At 45.2% G+C, this 17,883-nt stretch carries 15 protein-coding genes and 1 pseudogene; 4 read left to right on the plus strand and 12 right to left on the minus strand.

Features of this window, described 5'->3' with window-relative positions; translation table 11 throughout:
- Nucleotides 1–3: 3 nt before the first annotated feature.
- Nucleotides 4–774, plus strand: coding sequence for a Cof-type HAD-IIB family hydrolase (locus C7R94_RS15090; protein ID WP_106782403.1), 771 nt, complete (start codon nt 4–6; stop codon nt 772–774).
- 85 nt (nt 775–859) lie between these two features.
- Nucleotides 860–2,260 (plus strand): S8 family peptidase, encoded by a 1,401-nt coding sequence (locus C7R94_RS15095; protein ID WP_106782405.1) that lies wholly within the window; start codon nt 860–862, stop codon nt 2,258–2,260.
- Nucleotides 2,261–2,352: 92 nt separating this feature from the next.
- Here the strand turns inward: C7R94_RS15095 and C7R94_RS15100 are convergent, their stop codons facing one another.
- The 9 genes and pseudogenes from C7R94_RS15100 to C7R94_RS31000 form a co-directional block, all read right to left on the minus strand.
- On the minus strand, nt 2,353–5,286 hold the full coding sequence (locus tag C7R94_RS15100; protein ID WP_106782407.1) for a hypothetical protein: 2,934 nt from the start codon (nt 5,284–5,286) through the stop codon (nt 2,353–2,355).
- A gap of 147 nt (nt 5,287–5,433) precedes the next feature.
- Nucleotides 5,434–6,810, minus strand: a complete 1,377-nt coding sequence (glmU, locus tag C7R94_RS15105) for a bifunctional UDP-N-acetylglucosamine diphosphorylase/glucosamine-1-phosphate N-acetyltransferase GlmU (RefSeq protein ID WP_106782410.1) — start codon at nt 6,808–6,810, stop codon at nt 5,434–5,436.
- 22 nt (nt 6,811–6,832) lie between these two features.
- Nucleotides 6,833–6,991 (minus strand): YwzD family small protein, encoded by a 159-nt coding sequence (locus C7R94_RS30045; protein WP_158264680.1) that lies wholly within the window; start codon nt 6,989–6,991, stop codon nt 6,833–6,835.
- Nucleotides 6,992–7,100: 109 nt separating this feature from the next.
- Entirely contained in the window at nt 7,101–8,933 is a 1,833-nt protein-coding gene (gene glmS / locus C7R94_RS15110) for a glutamine--fructose-6-phosphate transaminase (isomerizing) (protein WP_106782412.1), read from the minus strand.
- Between the two features lie 42 nt (nt 8,934–8,975).
- Entirely contained in the window at nt 8,976–10,337 is a 1,362-nt protein-coding gene (locus tag C7R94_RS15115; RefSeq protein ID WP_106782414.1) for a nucleotide sugar dehydrogenase, read from the minus strand.
- A 27-nt stretch (nt 10,338–10,364) separates the two neighbouring features.
- On the minus strand, nt 10,365–11,168 hold the full coding sequence (locus C7R94_RS15120; protein ID WP_106782417.1) for a response regulator transcription factor: 804 nt from the start codon (nt 11,166–11,168) through the stop codon (nt 10,365–10,367).
- 27 nt (nt 11,169–11,195) lie between these two features.
- Nucleotides 11,196–12,599, minus strand: coding sequence for a glycosyltransferase family 2 protein (locus C7R94_RS15125; RefSeq protein WP_106782419.1), 1,404 nt, complete (start codon nt 12,597–12,599; stop codon nt 11,196–11,198).
- A 22-nt stretch (nt 12,600–12,621) separates the two neighbouring features.
- On the minus strand, nt 12,622–13,029 hold the full coding sequence (locus C7R94_RS30675) for a hypothetical protein (protein WP_233220568.1): 408 nt from the start codon (nt 13,027–13,029) through the stop codon (nt 12,622–12,624).
- 99 nt (nt 13,030–13,128) lie between these two features.
- A pseudogene (locus C7R94_RS31000) lies at nt 13,129–13,614 on the minus strand (hypothetical protein); the annotation flags it as partial.
- Nucleotides 13,615–14,050: 436 nt separating this feature from the next.
- Between C7R94_RS31000 and C7R94_RS15135 the strand changes: the two are divergent.
- The gene (locus C7R94_RS15135) at nt 14,051–14,380 is read left to right on the plus strand and encodes a helix-turn-helix domain-containing protein (RefSeq protein ID WP_047068654.1); all 330 of its coding nucleotides are present in this window, start codon (nt 14,051–14,053) and stop codon (nt 14,378–14,380) included.
- 197 nt (nt 14,381–14,577) lie between these two features.
- Entirely contained in the window at nt 14,578–14,739 is a 162-nt protein-coding gene (locus C7R94_RS15140) for an anti-repressor SinI family protein (protein ID WP_106782423.1), read from the plus strand.
- A gap of 99 nt (nt 14,740–14,838) precedes the next feature.
- Here C7R94_RS15140 and C7R94_RS15145 read toward each other — a convergent pair whose 3' ends face one another.
- The 3 genes from C7R94_RS15145 to C7R94_RS15155 form a co-directional block, all read right to left on the minus strand.
- Nucleotides 14,839–15,351 carry a YpuI family protein gene (locus C7R94_RS15145; RefSeq protein ID WP_106782426.1) on the minus strand — a complete coding sequence of 171 codons (513 nt, stop codon included), beginning with the start codon at nt 15,349–15,351 and terminating at the stop codon, nt 14,839–14,841.
- A gap of 163 nt (nt 15,352–15,514) precedes the next feature.
- Nucleotides 15,515–16,693 (minus strand): ABC transporter permease, encoded by a 1,179-nt coding sequence (locus C7R94_RS15150; RefSeq protein WP_106782428.1) that lies wholly within the window; start codon nt 16,691–16,693, stop codon nt 15,515–15,517.
- The gene (locus tag C7R94_RS15155) at nt 16,683–17,873 is read right to left on the minus strand and encodes an HlyD family secretion protein (RefSeq protein ID WP_106782431.1); all 1,191 of its coding nucleotides are present in this window, start codon (nt 17,871–17,873) and stop codon (nt 16,683–16,685) included. The genes C7R94_RS15150 and C7R94_RS15155 overlap by 11 nt, the downstream gene beginning before the upstream one ends.
- Nucleotides 17,874–17,883: the final 10 nt, after the last annotated feature.

A 17,883-nucleotide genomic window follows, 5' to 3' on the forward strand; every position in this document is an offset into this window, starting at 1 on the left:
GAAGTGGCTTATCAAATCGTCTTTTTTGACATTGACGGAACCTTACTGAACACCGATCACATCATTCCACAAACAACGGTGGACGCCGTACAAACCTTACAACAAAACGGTGTCCATGTCGCGATCGCAACAGGCCGAGCTCCTTATCATTTGATGCCAATCGCTGAGCAACTGGGCATTGAGACATTCGTGGGCTTTAACGGGTCGTATGTGAAGAGTGAAGGGAAGATCATCCATCATACGCCAATTGCTACAGATACTTTGGCAAAGCTCGAACAAATGGCTGAGGGTCATTCCCATCCCATGGTATTTTTGAGTGCAGATCACTTCTATGCCAATGCGATGGATCACCCACATATCATCGAGTCTTTTGATTGGTTGGGACTGGAATACCCAGCGTATCGCCATCGCTACTGGGAGGAAATGCCGATTTATCAAGCATTTCTCTACTGTGGCCCAGATGAAGCTAAGTACACAGGAGAATTCCGTGACGTCTCTTATATTCGTTGGCATGAACACTGCATGGATATTTTGCCTCCAAATGGCTCCAAGGCAAAAGGAGTTGAAGCCGTCTTGAAACATTTTGGACTCACTCCTGCTGAAGCTGTTGCCTTTGGAGACGGATTGAACGACAAAGAGATGCTCTCCTATGTTGGCATGGGGGTAGCGATGGGTAATGCTCATGAAGAATTAAAGCCGTTCGCCAATATGATTACGCGCCACGTAAACGACAGTGGCATCCAATATGGTTTAGCAAAGCTTGGCTTAATCTAATCACGCTAACTGTAAGCTATTTCCTTCATAATCACTCCCTTCATGTGCACGATATAGATAACAGCACTGGAGGGAGTGAGTTTTTTTGCGCGTCTGGCCTTTTGTTGCCGCTATTGCCTTGGTCGGTCTCGTAGTTGTCCCGTATCGGATGAATCAGAATGCAGAACAGGAAATGCGCGAACCTCATCCCCACGTGACATCGCTTCAGGCGAGAATTCCCCGGATTAACTACATTGAACAAGTGAAGGATATTCGTCGTGACTTGGAGAAAAAAAACCATATTCAAACGCTTCATCATAACCAGCGTGATCGCAGTCATTATGTAGAAAATGAAGTCGTCGTGCGCTTTTCACCTCGACCCAAGCAAGAAAAAATTGATGAGCTCGTTTCTTCGTTGGATGCCAAGATCAAGCGCGACTTTGACAAATTTCTCATTATCAAATCAAAGAGCATGACTACCAAGCAGCTCATGAAAAAACTCGCTGAACACCCTGACTCGGTATATGCCGAACCGAATTATCTCCTACTCCCCAATGTGAAGCCGAACGATACGTACTACAATGATTACCAGTGGAATCTTTCTCTGATCGGCATGGAACAAAGTTGGGACGTCAGTGAAGGCAGCAGCAATGTTATCGTAGCAGTCGTCGATACGGGAGTTGATATGAAGCATCCAGAATTTGCTGGTAAGCTGGTCAAAGGCTACAACGTTTTGGATGGCAGCAACACCCCTCAGGATGATAATGGTCATGGAACCCACGTATCGGGTGTCATTGCCGCGAAAACGAACAACGCAGATGGTATTGCCGGGATGTCCTGGAATAGCAGGCTCATGCCGATCAAAGCCATTGGCGCAGACGGTTCGGGATCAGCTGTAGACATCGCACAAGGGATTTATTGGGCGACTGATAACGGGGCAGATGTCATCAACTTGAGCGTAGGCAACTACACCTCCTCTGCAGCTCTACGGGAAGCTTGTCGCTACGCCTTTGAAAGGAATGTCGTGTTGGTCGCGGCTTCCGGAAACGATGCGAGTGATCAGCCTAGCTTTCCTGCTGCCTATGATGAGGTCCTCGCCGTTGCCGCTGTCGATCACCGCAAAGAACGTGCCGATTTTTCCAACTTTGGTGATTATGTAGATGTATCTGCTCCTGGGGTCGATATTCCTAGCACGTACATTTATAGCGATTACGCCTCGCTATCAGGTACTTCAATGGCATGTCCTCACGTCGCTGCACTAGCTTCGCTCATCCGTTCCATTCATCCTGATATGAATACCCGAGACGTGATGAATCTCATCAGACAGTCCGCAACTGACCTCGGAGCTCCGGGTCACGATCAGTTGTACGGATACGGTATGATTAACGTAAACCAAGCCCTTCGCCAGGCCCAGCCGGTCGAGGAAGTCAAAACGGAACAGCCTCCAAAAACAATCGGGGGCTTGCTCAATAAATTCTTTCAACGACTGCGTTTTGGTGGGCAGTAAGCTTAGTGAACAAAAAGACGTACGAACTAATTTAGGGCTCGTACGTCTTTTTTATATGGGACCACGCCCTTATTTCTCTGTTAAATCGGATGTCACTGAGGCTTGGGCATACCATATGTTTCATAAGCCTTGCGCAAAATCTCAAAGCTCTGCTTTTTGCGTTCATGGTACGTGGGCAGATCCCATTTGTCCCATTGGTACAAGAGTGGTTTGGAAGCTTCCCGCGAGAATGGCTTTTGATTGGAATGTGCAAACACTTCCACTCCAACACCTTTACTTTCAGTTGGAACGATTCCATTCTCCTCATACGGGTATTTCCAAACCTGTTTGCTGCTCGGGTCAGTATACCCCAGAAACATCCAAGGAATCCGTATTTCCAAAACATTACCCTTTGCATACCAATCTGCCAATGAGTTGTACGTCGGATCTTCTGGATCGGAAATCCCTGGCTTCATGATGCCCACTTCCAGCTCTTCGAAAGGTACTGTTTTCTTGGTTTCCGGTAAATACAATGCTTTGTTGAGTGTCAGCTTCCATGGCAAGAATATGCCCCGATCTGCTTGATCATAACGCTCGTCCCAAGGCAGCATTCCCTTAATATACCCATATAGCCAACTATGCTGATCATAGGCGCTATTGACAAAAATGCGAGAATTGCTTTCCCCTTGCATTCGCAGCAAAAATTCTATCTCTTGGGAAAATGTAATTCCTGGTGCTTGATCAGCGGTTCGACTCCCACCACTCAGCGTATCAAAGCCAATATCCAGCCTGTCCTTTGAGAAATCCCAAACTCCTTCGCTCTTCTTTAGCATGAGATACAGGTACGCCTCATCGTGTGAAACAGAGAGTTCAAATCCGGGATAAGCACGTTTGACTCGCTGAAGTCTTTTTTCCCAATCTGCTGTTTTCCCATCAAGGATGATCTGGTCGGAGACGTAATTACCGGGTTCGACCGCGATGACACCAAATTTTTCCTCGTTCGTTAACGGATTGTTCCACATCGCCCTCCTCTCCCAAGGCAACTCCAAGTCAATCGTATTCCAGGTAAATTTGAACCATTCATCCTGCCATGCGAATAAAAGTGCGCCATCGTAACCCTCTTCATAAATATTGCGCAGCATGTCAGCGTTTATCTCACCTTGCTCTTGTTCCGTATGCATTCCTTGATTCCGTCCAGCTGGCCCGTAATGAGTCATTCCACGCGAGCTGGGTACGCCATATTCGGCAACTAACAATGGGATTCCTTTATGGTGGGCACGCAAATCATGTAAGTATCCGGCATACGGATTTATCTTGCCGCTTGAATCCCGGTATGTTTGGTACTTTCCCTCATATCGCAAAAAGTCCGGGTAATACGGATAGACATGATAAGCGGCAAAGTAACCGGCTGTCCATGCCGCCGATGCTTTCAAATTCATTGGGTCGATCGAGACCATATCCTCTTGCGGCAGCGGTTCGTTGGGATGCGACAGTGGATCGGTCGTCAGCCAGTTTGTGAACGATACTGGATGCTGCCATCCGTATTTCATCTCTTCCTCAGCCAAATAATCAAGCATGGAGGCAAGCCAACTTTCAAAAGGAGACGCTTTTTCCGTTGCTATGATGTTTTTTCCCTGATAAGGAGGAATGTCCAGATGAGATGCATTCGTTACCTGTACCGTATATGGATGCCACTCGGTACCAAGTATCCACCCTACCAAGTATTCCGATACATCTGTTCGATATTCACCGCTGGCACGGCCATACCGCTCCGGGAGAGTCACGTCTCCATGGACTGCTTGTACCGCGTCTTTAATCTCCTGGCGAAAATCTCTGGTTATCTCGGGAGTAAATGCATCCCGTCCTTTCCGATCTTCACCCGCGAGCGCTTCATCCGGCGACCAAATTCCTTGAAGTAGGAGCAACGGCTCTTCTTGTTTTTGGTTGAACTCGTGTAAGGCCTCATAAAAAATCGGAGGTAGAATCGTATAAATGCGGACGACTTTGTTATTCATTTCCTTCATCTGCGAAAACCAGCGCAAGTAATCTTCGCGGGTCGGGGAGAGCTCTCCAGGATAGTGTCCTGGTGTCGTTGCACCCAGGTTGATTCCCGCCCAAAACACGGGTTCCCAGCCTTGCCCGTTATAGAGGGCAATATCCCCGCCGTCTACTTTGGCAACCAGCTTTTTACCTTCACCTTCGAATACAGGCATCGGTTTTGCTGCTTTGCTTGCTTCCATTTGGGCTTTGCTTTTTTTGACCAGTTCCTTCCACTTTTCGTAATCATGAATGGCGTACCCGGCGTAGCCTCCAAATTCTTCGAGATTATCTTCGAGAACGGCCAGCTGCTCCTCCAATCCGCCATGCCCTTCCTCATAAAAGGTTGTGTTTTCTCCCTCTGCGCTTTGCAGCAGGTTAAGGCCTACGACTACTTTGTTTTTTTGATCGTTCGCTTCGTTCATGATCGGGTTCACAATTTCCAATACCCCGTTCGGTCCCTCTACCCTGTCGCGATAGGCCATTAATGTTACATGATCTAGCGTGCTGACCAGCCATTTGCTGACAGTTTCCGATTTGTCTTCCAGCGACAGCTCGTACATCCAAAACGGAATATCGACACTTAGCTCCAATGCCGGATCCTTTTTGATTTCCGCGGACAAGTACTCGATATTGGCTATCCATTCGTTTTTGATTACTTCCTTGTTCTCATTCCATTCGGGTAGTACGTGAGGTTCAATATCAAGATGGAGGCCACTAAATCTTTCACCTTCCCCTGCTGATTTATTATAGGTCTGAACCCAGTGTACAAAGGTGGTAATACTTTTTCGATTGGAAACAAGAGACCAGACCGGATCTCCTGCAAGAGCATCTACTCGAATGCCGGATGCATTTGCTTCCTTAATAAAGGAACGATAGTCTTGATGGGCAACATTTTCTTGATCAATATGCAAATAAATGAGATTGACGTCATGTTGCTTGGCAAATGCGATGATATCTTCTTTTTCTGTGATAATGAGCTGTGTATTCCAAATCCAGGTTGCGATCATCGGCGGAGTCCTATACAAATAAGCGATGATTGCGATGACTGGTATGATGATGATCAAAAAACCAAGGAGTAGCTTTTTTTTGCTTGATCGATTTTGTTCTGGTTCTATGCTAGCTGTAAAAATAAGACATCCTCCTACTGACTGCGATTATGGGCGGGTTCTCATCAACCGTTTAGCATACTGTTCTTTGATGCTCTGGCGTTCTCTAGCGATGGCCAAAGCGTCGTTCGGAACATCATCTGTGATCGTAGAGCCTGCGGCTACATAAGCGCCCTCTCCGATGGTAACTGGAGCGATCAAGTTGGTATTGCAACCAATAAAGGCGTGATCACCAACGATCGTTTTATGCTTGCGGACGCCATCGTAGTTGACAGTGATTGTACCGCACCCTACGTTTACATGTTCACCAATATCAGAATCACCAATATACGAAAGATGAGCAACCTTTGCACCTTTCCCGAGACGTGAATTTTTCAGTTCAACAAAATCTCCGACCTTCGCCTCCTCACCTACATCTGAACCTGGACGAATATAGGCATAAGGACCAACCACTGCTCCGTCTCGAATCGTGCTATTACATGCATTTGTGTAACGAATTTCTACGTTACCCCCTACGATACAATCACTTACGTCTGCATTTGGTCCGATGACGCAAGCCGGTCCTATTTTTGTTTTCCCGCGAAGGTACGTTCCCGGATGAATAACCGTGTCAGGTCCAATACACACATCGGCATCAATATATGTGGAGGTCGGATCAATGATCGTGACTCCGTTTTGCATATGCTGCTCATTGATTCGCATACGGAGTAATCTCTCAGCGCAAGCCAGCTGGATTCGATCATTCACGCCTGTCCCCTCTTCCGCATCATCGGTCATGAAAGCCCCAATGCGCTCGTTTTGCTCGTTTAAAATAGTTAAAACGTCCGGCAAATAATACTCTTTCTGGGCATTCTCATTTTTCACCCGGGATATGGCTTGAAACAGCTTTTGATTGTCGAAACAATACATTCCTGTATTGATTTCGCATACTTGCCGTTCTTCGGCTGTTGCATCCTTGTGCTCCACGATGCGTTCTACCAGACCGTTTGCGTCGCGGATCAATCGCCCGTACCCTGTAGGATCGTCTACCCGTGCCGTTAATACAGTTGCAGCTGCATGTTGAGTTTCATGCTGCTCAAGCAATTGCTCCAGCGTTTTCTCCCTCGCCAATGGTGTATCCCCGCTCAACACGATCGTTGTCCCCTGTTTGTCTTGCAAGAGGTCTGCCGCCATCATCACTGCATGGGCAGTTCCCAATTGCTCGGACTGGTAAGCATAGCGGACAGAAGCACCGAATTGATTTTTCACTTGCTCGGCCCCATGCCCTACAATCAAAATAATCTCATGGATGCCAAGACCATGTAATCGGTCGACAATATGCTGGATCATTGGTTTGCCACAAACCTCATGGAGCACTTTGCAACGCGTAGACCTCATCCGTGTCCCTTTTCCCGCTGCCAATACAATTGCATAACGACTACTCATGTGATCCTCCCATCAGATCGACTTATTTGGCTTCTTTCAAGTACGGCCTTACTCTGTTGACAATATCCTCAACAATATCTCTCGTTCCCATTGTCGTTGTCTGTTGACCTTTCTCGTAAACCTGCAGCATGATTTCTATCAACGTTTTTTGATCAAGAGTTTGGTCAGTGGCATCCATCATGGACAATTCAGCCCCTTACGGAAATAATGTAAATCCGACAGGTCAAAATGGGGAAAGAATCCCGTCTCCAAAAAACTGGCTGTTCCGGGATTCTTCCAAATCATATTTTTTATTCAACGGTTACACTTTTGGCAAGATTCCGTGGCTTATCAACATCATTGCCCAATGCCAAAGAAGTGTAATACGAGATCAACTGTAGCGGAATAACGGTCAGGATGGGGGTAAATACAGGCAATGTCGCAGGCACAAAGCACACCTCGTCTACATTTCGGTGCAATTCAACGTTCCCTTCCAACGTGATCGCTAACACATTCCCACCTCGTGCCTTCACTTCGGTAATATTGCTAACCATTTTTTCTTCCAGCTCTTTTTGTGTCACCAAGGCAATGACAGGCGTACCCTCTTCGATCAAAGCCAGCGTTCCATGCTTCAATTCCCCTGCAGCGTATGCCTCTGAGTGAAGGTACGAAATTTCCTTCAGCTTCAAGGACCCTTCCAACGCCACAGCATAATCAATGCCTCGACCGATAAAAAACAGGCTGGCATGATTTTTGATCGACTCAGCATAGACGCGAATATCATCTGCATGTTGGAGTGCCTTTTCAGCCTGCTCAGGCAGCTGTCGCAGATTGGCTATCAAGCATTCTCTTTCTGTTTCCGCGAGTGTCTCCTTCACTTGAGCCAGGTACAATCCCAGCAGATAAAAAACGATTACCTGAGAGGTGTACGCCTTCGTAGAAGCGACAGCAATTTCCGGTCCGGCAAAGGTAGCAAGCACATAATCGGCCTCACGGGCAATCGAGCTGCCCTGTACATTCGTGATTGCCAAGACCTTGGCTCCCAGGCGTCGACTCTCCCGCAACGCTGCCAGCGTATCAGCTGTTTCACCAGACTGGCTCACGACAATGACCAACGTTTTTTCAGATATAATAGGGCGTCGATATCTGAATTCTGAAGCGACATCGATCTCTACCGGTATCCTCGCCAGTTCTTCGATCACATTCTTGCCGATCAACCCTGCATGATAAGCGGTTCCGCACGCTACGATGAATATTTTCTCAAACCGATTGATTTGTTCTGGATGTAGTGGAAAATCCTTTAAAACAATTTGCTTTCCGTCCTCGTCAATCCGGTTGAGCAGCGTGTTACGAAATGCATTTGGCTGCTCGTAAATTTCTTTAAGCATGAAGTGCTCAAAACCGTCCTTCTCCGTCTGCTCCACATTCCAATCTACGTGGAACAACTCTCGTTGAAGCGGTTCGCCCGTTTCCACTTTCATGAGAGAAACGCTGTCTTTCTTGAGAACAGCCATTTCCCCATCTTCTAGGATGACAATGTCGCGTGTGTGCTCAAGTACAGCAGAGATGTCGGAGCCAATGAAGTTTTCTCCTTTGCCTACCCCGATAATTAATGGACTTGCCAATCGGACTGCCACCATTTTATCTGGTTCGTACTCGCAAATAACCCCGAGAGCATATGCTCCTCGCATACGCAGTACTGCATTTCGAACCGCGGTAACGAGATCGCCTTCGTATAGTACAGCAATGAGATGAGCAATGACTTCTGTATCGGTCTCGGATGTAAAAGTGACTCCATGGTCCAAAAGCTGCTGTTTGATTTCCAGATAGTTTTCGATAATACCGTTGTGGACAACAGAAAACTTTCCCGATTCATCGGTATGCGGATGTGAGTTCTCATCGGATGGACGGCCGTGAGTAGCCCAACGGGTATGTCCGATTCCCAAACTACCTCGAATAGGAGATTGGACGAGCCGTTCTTCCAAAACGGCCAGCCTTCCTTTCGACTTGCAAATCTCCATTTTTTCACCGTTAAATATTGCGACACCAGCCGAGTCATAGCCGCGATACTCCAACTTCTGCAAACCATTTGTCAGGATTTGTTGCGCTTGCCCCTCACCAATATATCCCACGATACCGCACATACGATTGCCTCCCTATTCCGTAATCATCAGCCAGTTTTCTAATTAAGCCAGGAGTACGACTCGTTCTTCCTCGGCGTGCATCCTTGCCGGATTCCCCAGCTTGTAAATGTGTTGACCTGTTATGCTGTCAAAAGCATTTCGTGTATCAATGATGGCTACACCCAGGTCAGCAAACTCCTGATAGTCAAAGCTCTTATGATTCGTAACGAGTACCATGCAATCGTAATTTTTCATTTGTTCCAAGTCATGCGGAATGGAACGAACTGTGTTCCCGCGTTTGTCTACAAAGCTTTGTGCATAAGGATCGTAGTAATCCACACGTGCCCCGTTTTCCAGGAACAGCTCATATATATGCAAGCCTGGGGATTCACGCAGGTCATCAATGTCAGGCTTGTAGGCCATCCCCAAAATGAGAATCCGCGAGTTTTTGATTGATTTGGCATAAAGATTCAGTACCTGTGCAGTTTTATTGATCACATAGTCTGGCATATTGTCGTTAATCGATTGTGCCAGTTCGATGAATTTACTATGAAAGCGGAAGCCCTTTGCCTTCCAAGAAAGGTACATCGGATCAAGCGGAATGCAATGCCCACCGATTCCAGGACCTGGATAAAATGGCATGTAGCCAAACGGTTTCGTTGACGCAGCTTTGATAACCTCCCACACATCGATGCCCATTTTGTCGCACATCATAGCCATTTCATTGATAAAGGCAATGTTTACACTCCGGAATGTATTCTCCAATAATTTTGACATTTCAGCTACTTTTGGAGAAGAAACCGTTACTACATTGGTTACCAGATTGCCATACAGCAGGGCCCCCAACTCCAAGCACTTCGGCGTGGTTCCCCCGATTACTTTTGGCGTATTGTGTGTGTTGAAGGAATGATTGCCTGGGTCTACTCGCTCAGGAGAGAAGCAAAGAAAGAAATCCTTTCCGACGGTCAGACCCAGCTTTTCGAACTCCCATTGAATCAATTCTTCTGTCGTCCCCGGGTAAGTTGTGCTCTCAAGCGTAATCAGAAGGTTTTTCTTTTTATATTTAATAATTTCACGGACAACTCCCTTAATGAAGGACGTATCCGGGTCTTGATTTTCACTGAGCGGCGTTGGCACACATATGCTGACGGCATCCAGCTCCTTGAGCACCCGATAATCAGTAGTCGGGAAGAATCGCTGAGCAGATAGGCTTGATTGGATCACATCGCAAGGAACGTCCTGAATATACGACCTCCCAGCAAGCAAGGTTTCTACCTTCCGTTGGTCCAAATCGATCCCGTAAACAGAGAAACCGCTTTTTGCCATTTCCATAGCGAGGGGAAGACCAACGTACCCAAGACCAATTACCCCGACTTTTACGGTTTTTGATTCCATTTTTTGCTTCAATTTTGTGAAGTAGCTCATTTTTTTCTTCCTCCCTTTTATCTATGTTTAAGACAATAGACTTCTCACTCGTGCTTCCAGGTCCACTGGTGAAAATGGCTTCGCTATATAATCTGAGACTCCCAGCTCGAATGATCTTTTCTTGTCGTCTTCCAACCGTTTGTGGGTTAACACCACGATTTTGGTGCCATGCGCAACTGCATTGATCTTGCTGATGAGCTGGTAACCGTCTTCAATGGCCAAATTGACATCGGTGATAACAGCGTCCGGTAAAAATCGTTTGTATTTTTCCCACGCTTCTCTCCCGTTGTCCGCCAAATAAACGCAGTAACCTTTTCTTTGTAAATAGATGCGTAAAAACTCATTCACAGTTTCATCTTGCGAAACGAGCAAAAGACTTCTCTTTTCTTCCGATGATCTTTTACCGCTGTATATGTGAATCTCACCAGCGCTTCCCTTTCCAGCAGTAATCTCCTGTACCATACCACTGAGAACTTGTGCTGCTGATTCCCCCTGTTCAGGGAAGCTGGCGATGAATACTGGCCCAGCCAACAGTTGTTGGGTCTGTAGCTGTTCCTTGATGAAGAGAGAATAGAAATGAGTATTGCCTAGCATTTGATCGCCAAGGAGAATTCCCAGAATGCTGCTTTGTTTGTCGTAAAAACAATGGATATCCGTAAACCCCTCTGCTTTTGCCAAAGACATTTTCAAATCTTGGAGCTTTTCCTCACTGCTTCCATTCGTGACAGCCAGAATAATCCCGCATGGCAACTGACTCGACTCATAGAAGGTAAGCACATGTTCAAAGGCTTGAAATAAAGGAAACGAATACGCTTTTGCAATCTGACTCATGGTATCTCCCTCCTGTGCCTTATTTCTCTATGTTTTCCAGCTTGTTCTCGTCATGGTTCCCCATGTGTTATTGTTGCGCATAAACTCGATATGCCCCAGAAATCTCCAAATGACTCCCAACTGCTGATATCCAAGAAACATGAAGAAGAGGAATGCCAACATCTTGAGGTTGTCGCGAAATCTTGTGTAACGCTTGAAGGCCAGCTCTTCCATAAAAAGAGAACCGATCCCGAGCAGCACGCCAAACAAGAGATTCAGCAGCGCATAGATAGCCAGTATTCTCCATTGAGTCATGTCCATCAATGTATATCCCAGCAGAGCCAAAAAACCGGTAAACCTGAAATAAGGATTGAGCGTTTCGAAAATGATGTTATAGGGAAATGTAATCAGCCCTACAACTTTGTACTTGGGACGGCCTACTATATAAATACCGTACTCCAGCATGTTTTTAAGGTTGCCACGTCCCCATCTTCTTCGCTGGCTTCCAAGTATTTTCAAGGTATCAGGAGCCTGGGTCCAGCAAACGGCATCAGGGCAAAAAGCCACTCGATATGGAAGTTTATTTTCAAGCATATATTTATGAAGCTTGATGATAATGTTCATGTCCTCGCCGGGATATCCCCCTCGATAACCGCCGGCTTTGACAACGAAATCTTTTCGAAATACCCCAAAGGCACCAGACACAATAATCAGTCCGTTGATTGAGCTCCAACCGATCCTTCCCCCTAGGAATGCCTTTAGGTATTCGACACACTGAAACATAGGCAAAATTTTGTTAGGAAGATTGACTTTCTTTATCATTCCATCCTCGATTTCACAGCCGTTCGCAATTCGGACTATGCCGCCGATTGCGACCGTTTCTTCAGGGTTTTCCATGTACACCTTGGCGATGCGGATCAACGCGTCCTTTTCCAATAACGAATCAGCATCAATGGAAGCAATTAATGGATAATGGGAAAGATTAATCCCTGCGTTTAGCGAGTCGGCTTTTCCTCCGTTTTCCTTATCAATAAGATATAAATTAGGATATTGCGGATTGTAATAAACGCCTCGTACGTTGGAGGTTTCCAATACTCTGGAGCCTCCTGCATACTCTGTGCGAGTTAACTGGAACTCCTGTAACAAAACTTGCAACGTTTCATCTTTGGAACCGTCATTAATAACAACGACTTCATACTTGGGATAATCTAGCGCGAGAAGTGAACGAACGTTTTCAATGATGGTCAATTCCTCATTGTAAGCGGGAACGAGAATCGAAATTTGTGGTACGTACTCTGAGCCAGAGAGTGACTGAAAGCGAGAATACATGGAGCTTTTGATGATGGAAAAAATATTTTTGATGGACAGGATTAGAATTGTTAAATAGAGCGTCTCAATCACGATTACATAATAAACAGCAAAGATCCCGTATGCTTGCAAAAAGTCCCTCATGTCAAACTCCTTTCAGGTATAATTACACGGCATAAACATAACGACTTTTCTCGTCCACCTGCTCATCCTCATGGATTTGCTTTCTGTAACTGGCATACATCTCAATCATTTCAGTATTCTGACAAACCTCCGTATCGTTCTTCTTCATCAAGGACTCGAACACTGCCGTTGCCAAAGCAGCATCATATTTGAACAATAACCTTACTGACAGGATGCGGACTTCCTTGTCTTCCGAATCAATCTGCCGATATACCAAATCCGCAATCTCCGCGGTTAAAGGAGCAGACCATCCAATTAAAGCGATTTTATTCAAATCCTTGTCCGTACTTCGCAAACATTCAAGCAATAGTGGCGTACAATCCAGCTCTGTCTCTTTCATGATGTCAACGGCAAGGTAATGATTGCTTTTTCGATGCTTTACAAGAAGCATCAACATGTTCCTTATATCGTCCAGATTTCTCGCACACTTAGCGATAGATCTCGCGATGATAAAATGAGTGGGATCGAGTTTTTTTGTCTGTAGCAATTCCAGAAGTCTTGGTACGGCTTCCTCGGATCGCATTGCTCCTAGATGGTAGGCTGCATCGATCCTTATCCAATGGAAACGACTATACAGCCTTTGGAGGTTTTGCTTGACGAGCCCTGTATCCTCACATAGTGTAATCATTTTCTTTCGGTGGCTTCCCGTAAGAGATTCGATCCATTCAATGAGTTTTTGTTGCAAAACTCTCATTTCCAAACGATTTAATTGCCAGTAAGGCGGTTTGAACCTCTCAGGCGAGTCCATATGAGACTGGATATACGTGAAGTAGTCTTGAAACTGTCCCAGATAAATGCGTGTTCTCCTTTCTATCAACAAATTCCGTGATTTAATCACCAAGATACCCATAAAAAATAGTATAATTATTACAATTAGCAGGCAGATTACCGTTACTGCTTCTGACAAATTGGCATGCAGAATGGATCTCTCCTCTCCGAATTTTTTTTGTAAGTTTTTCTGTGCATTCCTATCCATTTCAAGTCGGCAGCGGTTAGCGCCATTCAAGCTCAAACTTTTCTTTATAGAGAACGGTTCGTTCGTTTTGTTCTTTATAAAGAACGATTTAAAGTTAGTATCCTGTACAGGCAATGGAATGTAAACTATCAATTTTCTCTAAAAATAGACCAAAAACAGCGAAAATCGACTATTTTGTAGAATATCGTCTGAATATCTCGTTTTTACTCAACCTTAATAACGAACACTCTGTTTCTTATAAAGAACGATCGTGATTATAGATACTTAGCCATAATGACGCTTCATTTTATCTAGTAGAAAGGTAATTTTTTAGCAATGTCAGTAGAGCCAATTCGAATAAATGAGCCAAACGACACAGGACTAGTCCCACAAAAAGTTGTGTTTCAGCTATATTGACGTTATAATAAACGAAGAGATTTAAAGGGGTGGCTATTACATGATCGGCTCGCGTATACAGCAGCTTAGAATAGACAAAGGCCTTTCTCTTTCTGATTTAGCTGAACGCGCTGGTGTCGCCAAGTCTTATCTGAGCTCAATCGAGCGCGGCATTCAGCGAAATCCTTCTATTCAATTTCTTGAGAAAATCGCACTAGTATTAAATGTGACAGTAGACACATTGCTTCAGGATAAAGATATACCTTCAAGCGAGAATGTTGATGAAGAATGGTACAAGCTGATCGAAGAGGCTATGAAATCCGGGGTAAGTAAAGAACAGTTTCGAGAGTTTTTGGAGTACAATAAATGGCGGTTAAATCGACATAAATAACATTGTTGCCAGCACTGATATAGTGGTGGCTTATAATTTTTTTTGCATGAATTTAAAACAAAAGTCACAAATACTAGATTTACATATGAAACTGAATTAAGTATCATTTCTGATATAAGCTTTTTACCTATCTTTTTCTAACCATTTTTTGGGTAATTTATTTGTTTTTACAAAAGGAGGGTAAAAGGGGAACTAACATGAAAACCACTCCGTCTCCTAAAGATCTCCTGGATAAGGAATGGATCGATTTAATCCTTACAGCACGAAAAATGGGATTATCCATTGAGGAAATTCGTTTTTTTCTCGTGAACTCTCCTCCCTCTTTTAACGAGGAGAAAACTGATTATTTCGAAGCATAATGTAAACAGCCATTATCCATTACACTACACTTTCATAAATGATAGGACTTCTATCACGGTTCGTCCCTGATCGGGAACCCAAAGAAAAACACAGGCTTATTAGGCCTGTGCTTTTTCTATTTGCATACTTTTTTTCGCAATGTAGTCTGTCTCGTAATACTGCAAATCATTACGCATCTGTTCGAACACTCTGGACAGGGACAAGGTCAACTCCTGCAACTCAGGGACTACCTGCTTGCGGAAAATGATACAGTCCTGACCCGTATAGGCCAACCGCCCATCTTCTTCATAGACCTCGCCTTTGGGATAGTAGAAGTTATTTATACAGGTATGGTATACCTGATACAATACTTCTTCGGCAAACTCCTCATGGAATCGTGCGCGCCGGAGTGATACTCCCAGCCTTTCATATGCATTTTCGCAGTAGACTAAAAGGTGGCGCAAGTCGGAAAGATAGTTACGGTAATACGTTTCAAATTCTTCAGGATCACCTGACGCGGATACTAGAGCAGATAAGGTAACCTGATTCAAAAAACGTTCCACTTCCATGCTGACCTTTTTCAACTTGGTGTATGTCTCCTCGCACAATTGCTTTAGATGAGTCGCTGACATAAAATCCCCCTAGCGTTGAAGAATCTGCCTTTTTTAAAATAAGTATAAAGGAAAGATTATTTATTACACAAGGGTTATTTTTATACAACCTGCCTGCCAACCAAGATGCATGTAAACACAAATAAGGCTGCGCCATAGCTTTGGCGCAGCCAAATTCTTACATTTATGCCGCCGTTTGTTCTCTTACTTTCCCCTTCATTTTCCTTATCTGCAACAAATAAATGACATAGGCTGCGAACAACCCAATGAGTGTCATGAAACCGAGAACCATAAAGTCGTCCATGACAGCTGACAGCCCATGTCCCTTCGTCAAAATTTCTCTGACACCATCCAGGAAATAGGTCAGCGGCAAAGATTTTGCAATCGCAGCAATCCCCGTGGGCATCGACATCAGTGGCCATGTGTAACCCGAAAGCATGAAAGAAGGTACGGCAATCATCATCCCGATCTGAGTAGCTTGGAGCTGGCTGCCGGATACAAAGGAGATGGCATAACCGATAGCCAACACCGCCAAATTAAACATAGTTGCCAGTAGCATTAGGTCTAACGTACTTCCGTAATAAGGGATATCGAAACCTTTTAACATCAGTGTAAACGCCAGGAACATGTTGAGGGTTCCTGCCAGAAAGTACGGCAACAATTTGCTCGCTGTGATCGCGAAGAAGCCATGGCGAGAGAGTGTATCCTTCCAGGTGCCCTCTTCTTTTTGTTGGGCAACCGACAATACAATTCCCAGGAACAATACTTGCTGAAGCACTGTACCTGCAAGTCCAAATACCATGAAGGACAGATAGCTGAAGGTCGGGTTATACAACACTCTGTATCGATAGTCGATACCCGTAAACATGTTTTTTCCTTCTTCTCCCCAGCCGCCAAGTGCTTCCATCTTCTTCAGCGTGGTTCCTGCTGAAACAGACTTAATCGCTGTATTCGCTGCTCGAACTGCCGTATTCGAAATCATGATGTTACTGCCGTCGATAACAGTCAATACCTCTGCCTCTCTCCCAGCCTTCACATCCTTTTCTAATCCAGCAGGAATGATCAGGGCGATATTTGCTTCGCCCTTGTCAACCATTTTCATTGCTTCTTCTTCTGTCCCTACGATCGACGTGATCCGAAATGTATGATCGACCTCAAAGGCGCGATAGAGCTCACGACTCAATTCGGTTTGATCGGCATCCACCATGACAGTCGGGATCTCCATTACTTTTTTCTCACTGTACAGAAAGCCGAACATCGTCAAATAAATCAGCGGTACGAGGAAGAGAATATTCCGAATGGTTTTGTTTGCAAAAAGATTTTTCCATTCGCTCCAGAACAGGTGAGAGAAACTATTCACCATTACCAGCTCCTTCAAGTTGCCACTCAACCGTCAGGCCTGGACGCAATTCCGGATCGGACACCAGCAGCTTCACCTGGAAGGAACGAATATCACGATCACCGAGTTCTTGTGTCGCTTTTTTTACGGCAAAGTCAGCAGCAGGAGCTACAGTAACTACTTTGGCGTCTACTTCTCTGTTCAGGGCTGGGACAAACAATTTCACTTGATCGCCTGTTTTCACATTCGCAAGCATGTATTCATTCACATAAAATTTGACATAGTTGTCTGATTTCGTTTGGATCGTCAAGACGGTGAAGCCTTGCGAAACCAGCTCTCCCTTTTGAACGGCAACTGATTTTACAATACCGTCTACTGGAGCTGTCAGCTTGGTGTTGTTCACATAGGCTTCCATTTCTGCCAGGGCGCCTTTTGCCTGCATGACGTTCGCTTCTGCGGATTTAACATCCAGCTCCTTCAAGCCTACTTGACCTCTCCCTGCTACAGCTTGGTTGTATGCAGCTTTTGCTTGATCCAGTTGTGCTTGTGCGGCATCAACCTGCTCTTTGCGCGATCCAGTTTGAGCCATTTTCAACTGTTCTTCTGCTGCTTTGAACTCCGCTTGTGCTTTATCTGCTTGCATCTGTGCCTCTTCCACTTTCACTTGTGGAACGGCACCTTCCGCCATTAATTTTTTCATTCGCTCCAAATTTGTCGCGGCAATTTGATTTGAAGTTTGTGCTGCTTGTAATTTCGCTTTGAGCTGTGTAATTTCTTCTGAACGGGCTCCATTTTTGTTCGCGTCAAGCTGCGCTTGCGCCGAGTTGACTGCTGCTTTTGCTTGGTCGACTTGAGCATTGCTGGAGTTATCCGTCACTGATACTCCTTTTTTCGCCTGGTCCAGTCTGACGAGCGAGAGCTTGTAAGCAGCTTCAGCCTGCTCTTTCTTCGCAAGGATTTCCGCGCTGCTTAGTGTGGCAACTACTTGCCCTGCTTTTACTTCGTCACCTTCTTTTAGTGAGAGCTGTTCGATGGAACCGCCCATTTTAAAAGAGAGGTCTACCTCTGTTCCCTCGATTACACCTGCTAATTTCGTTGAATTTTGACCAGCCATGCTGCTCACATTGGAACCAAACAATACGGTTCCAAGCACTGCAATGCTGACTACAAAGCTACCTACACCGATCCATGCACGTTTGTTCATCTGTCTTCTC

It is taken from the genome of Brevibacillus sp. NRRL NRS-603 (assembly GCF_003013445.1).
GTDB classification, from domain to species: Bacteria; Bacillota; Bacilli; order Brevibacillales; family Brevibacillaceae; genus Brevibacillus; species Brevibacillus formosus.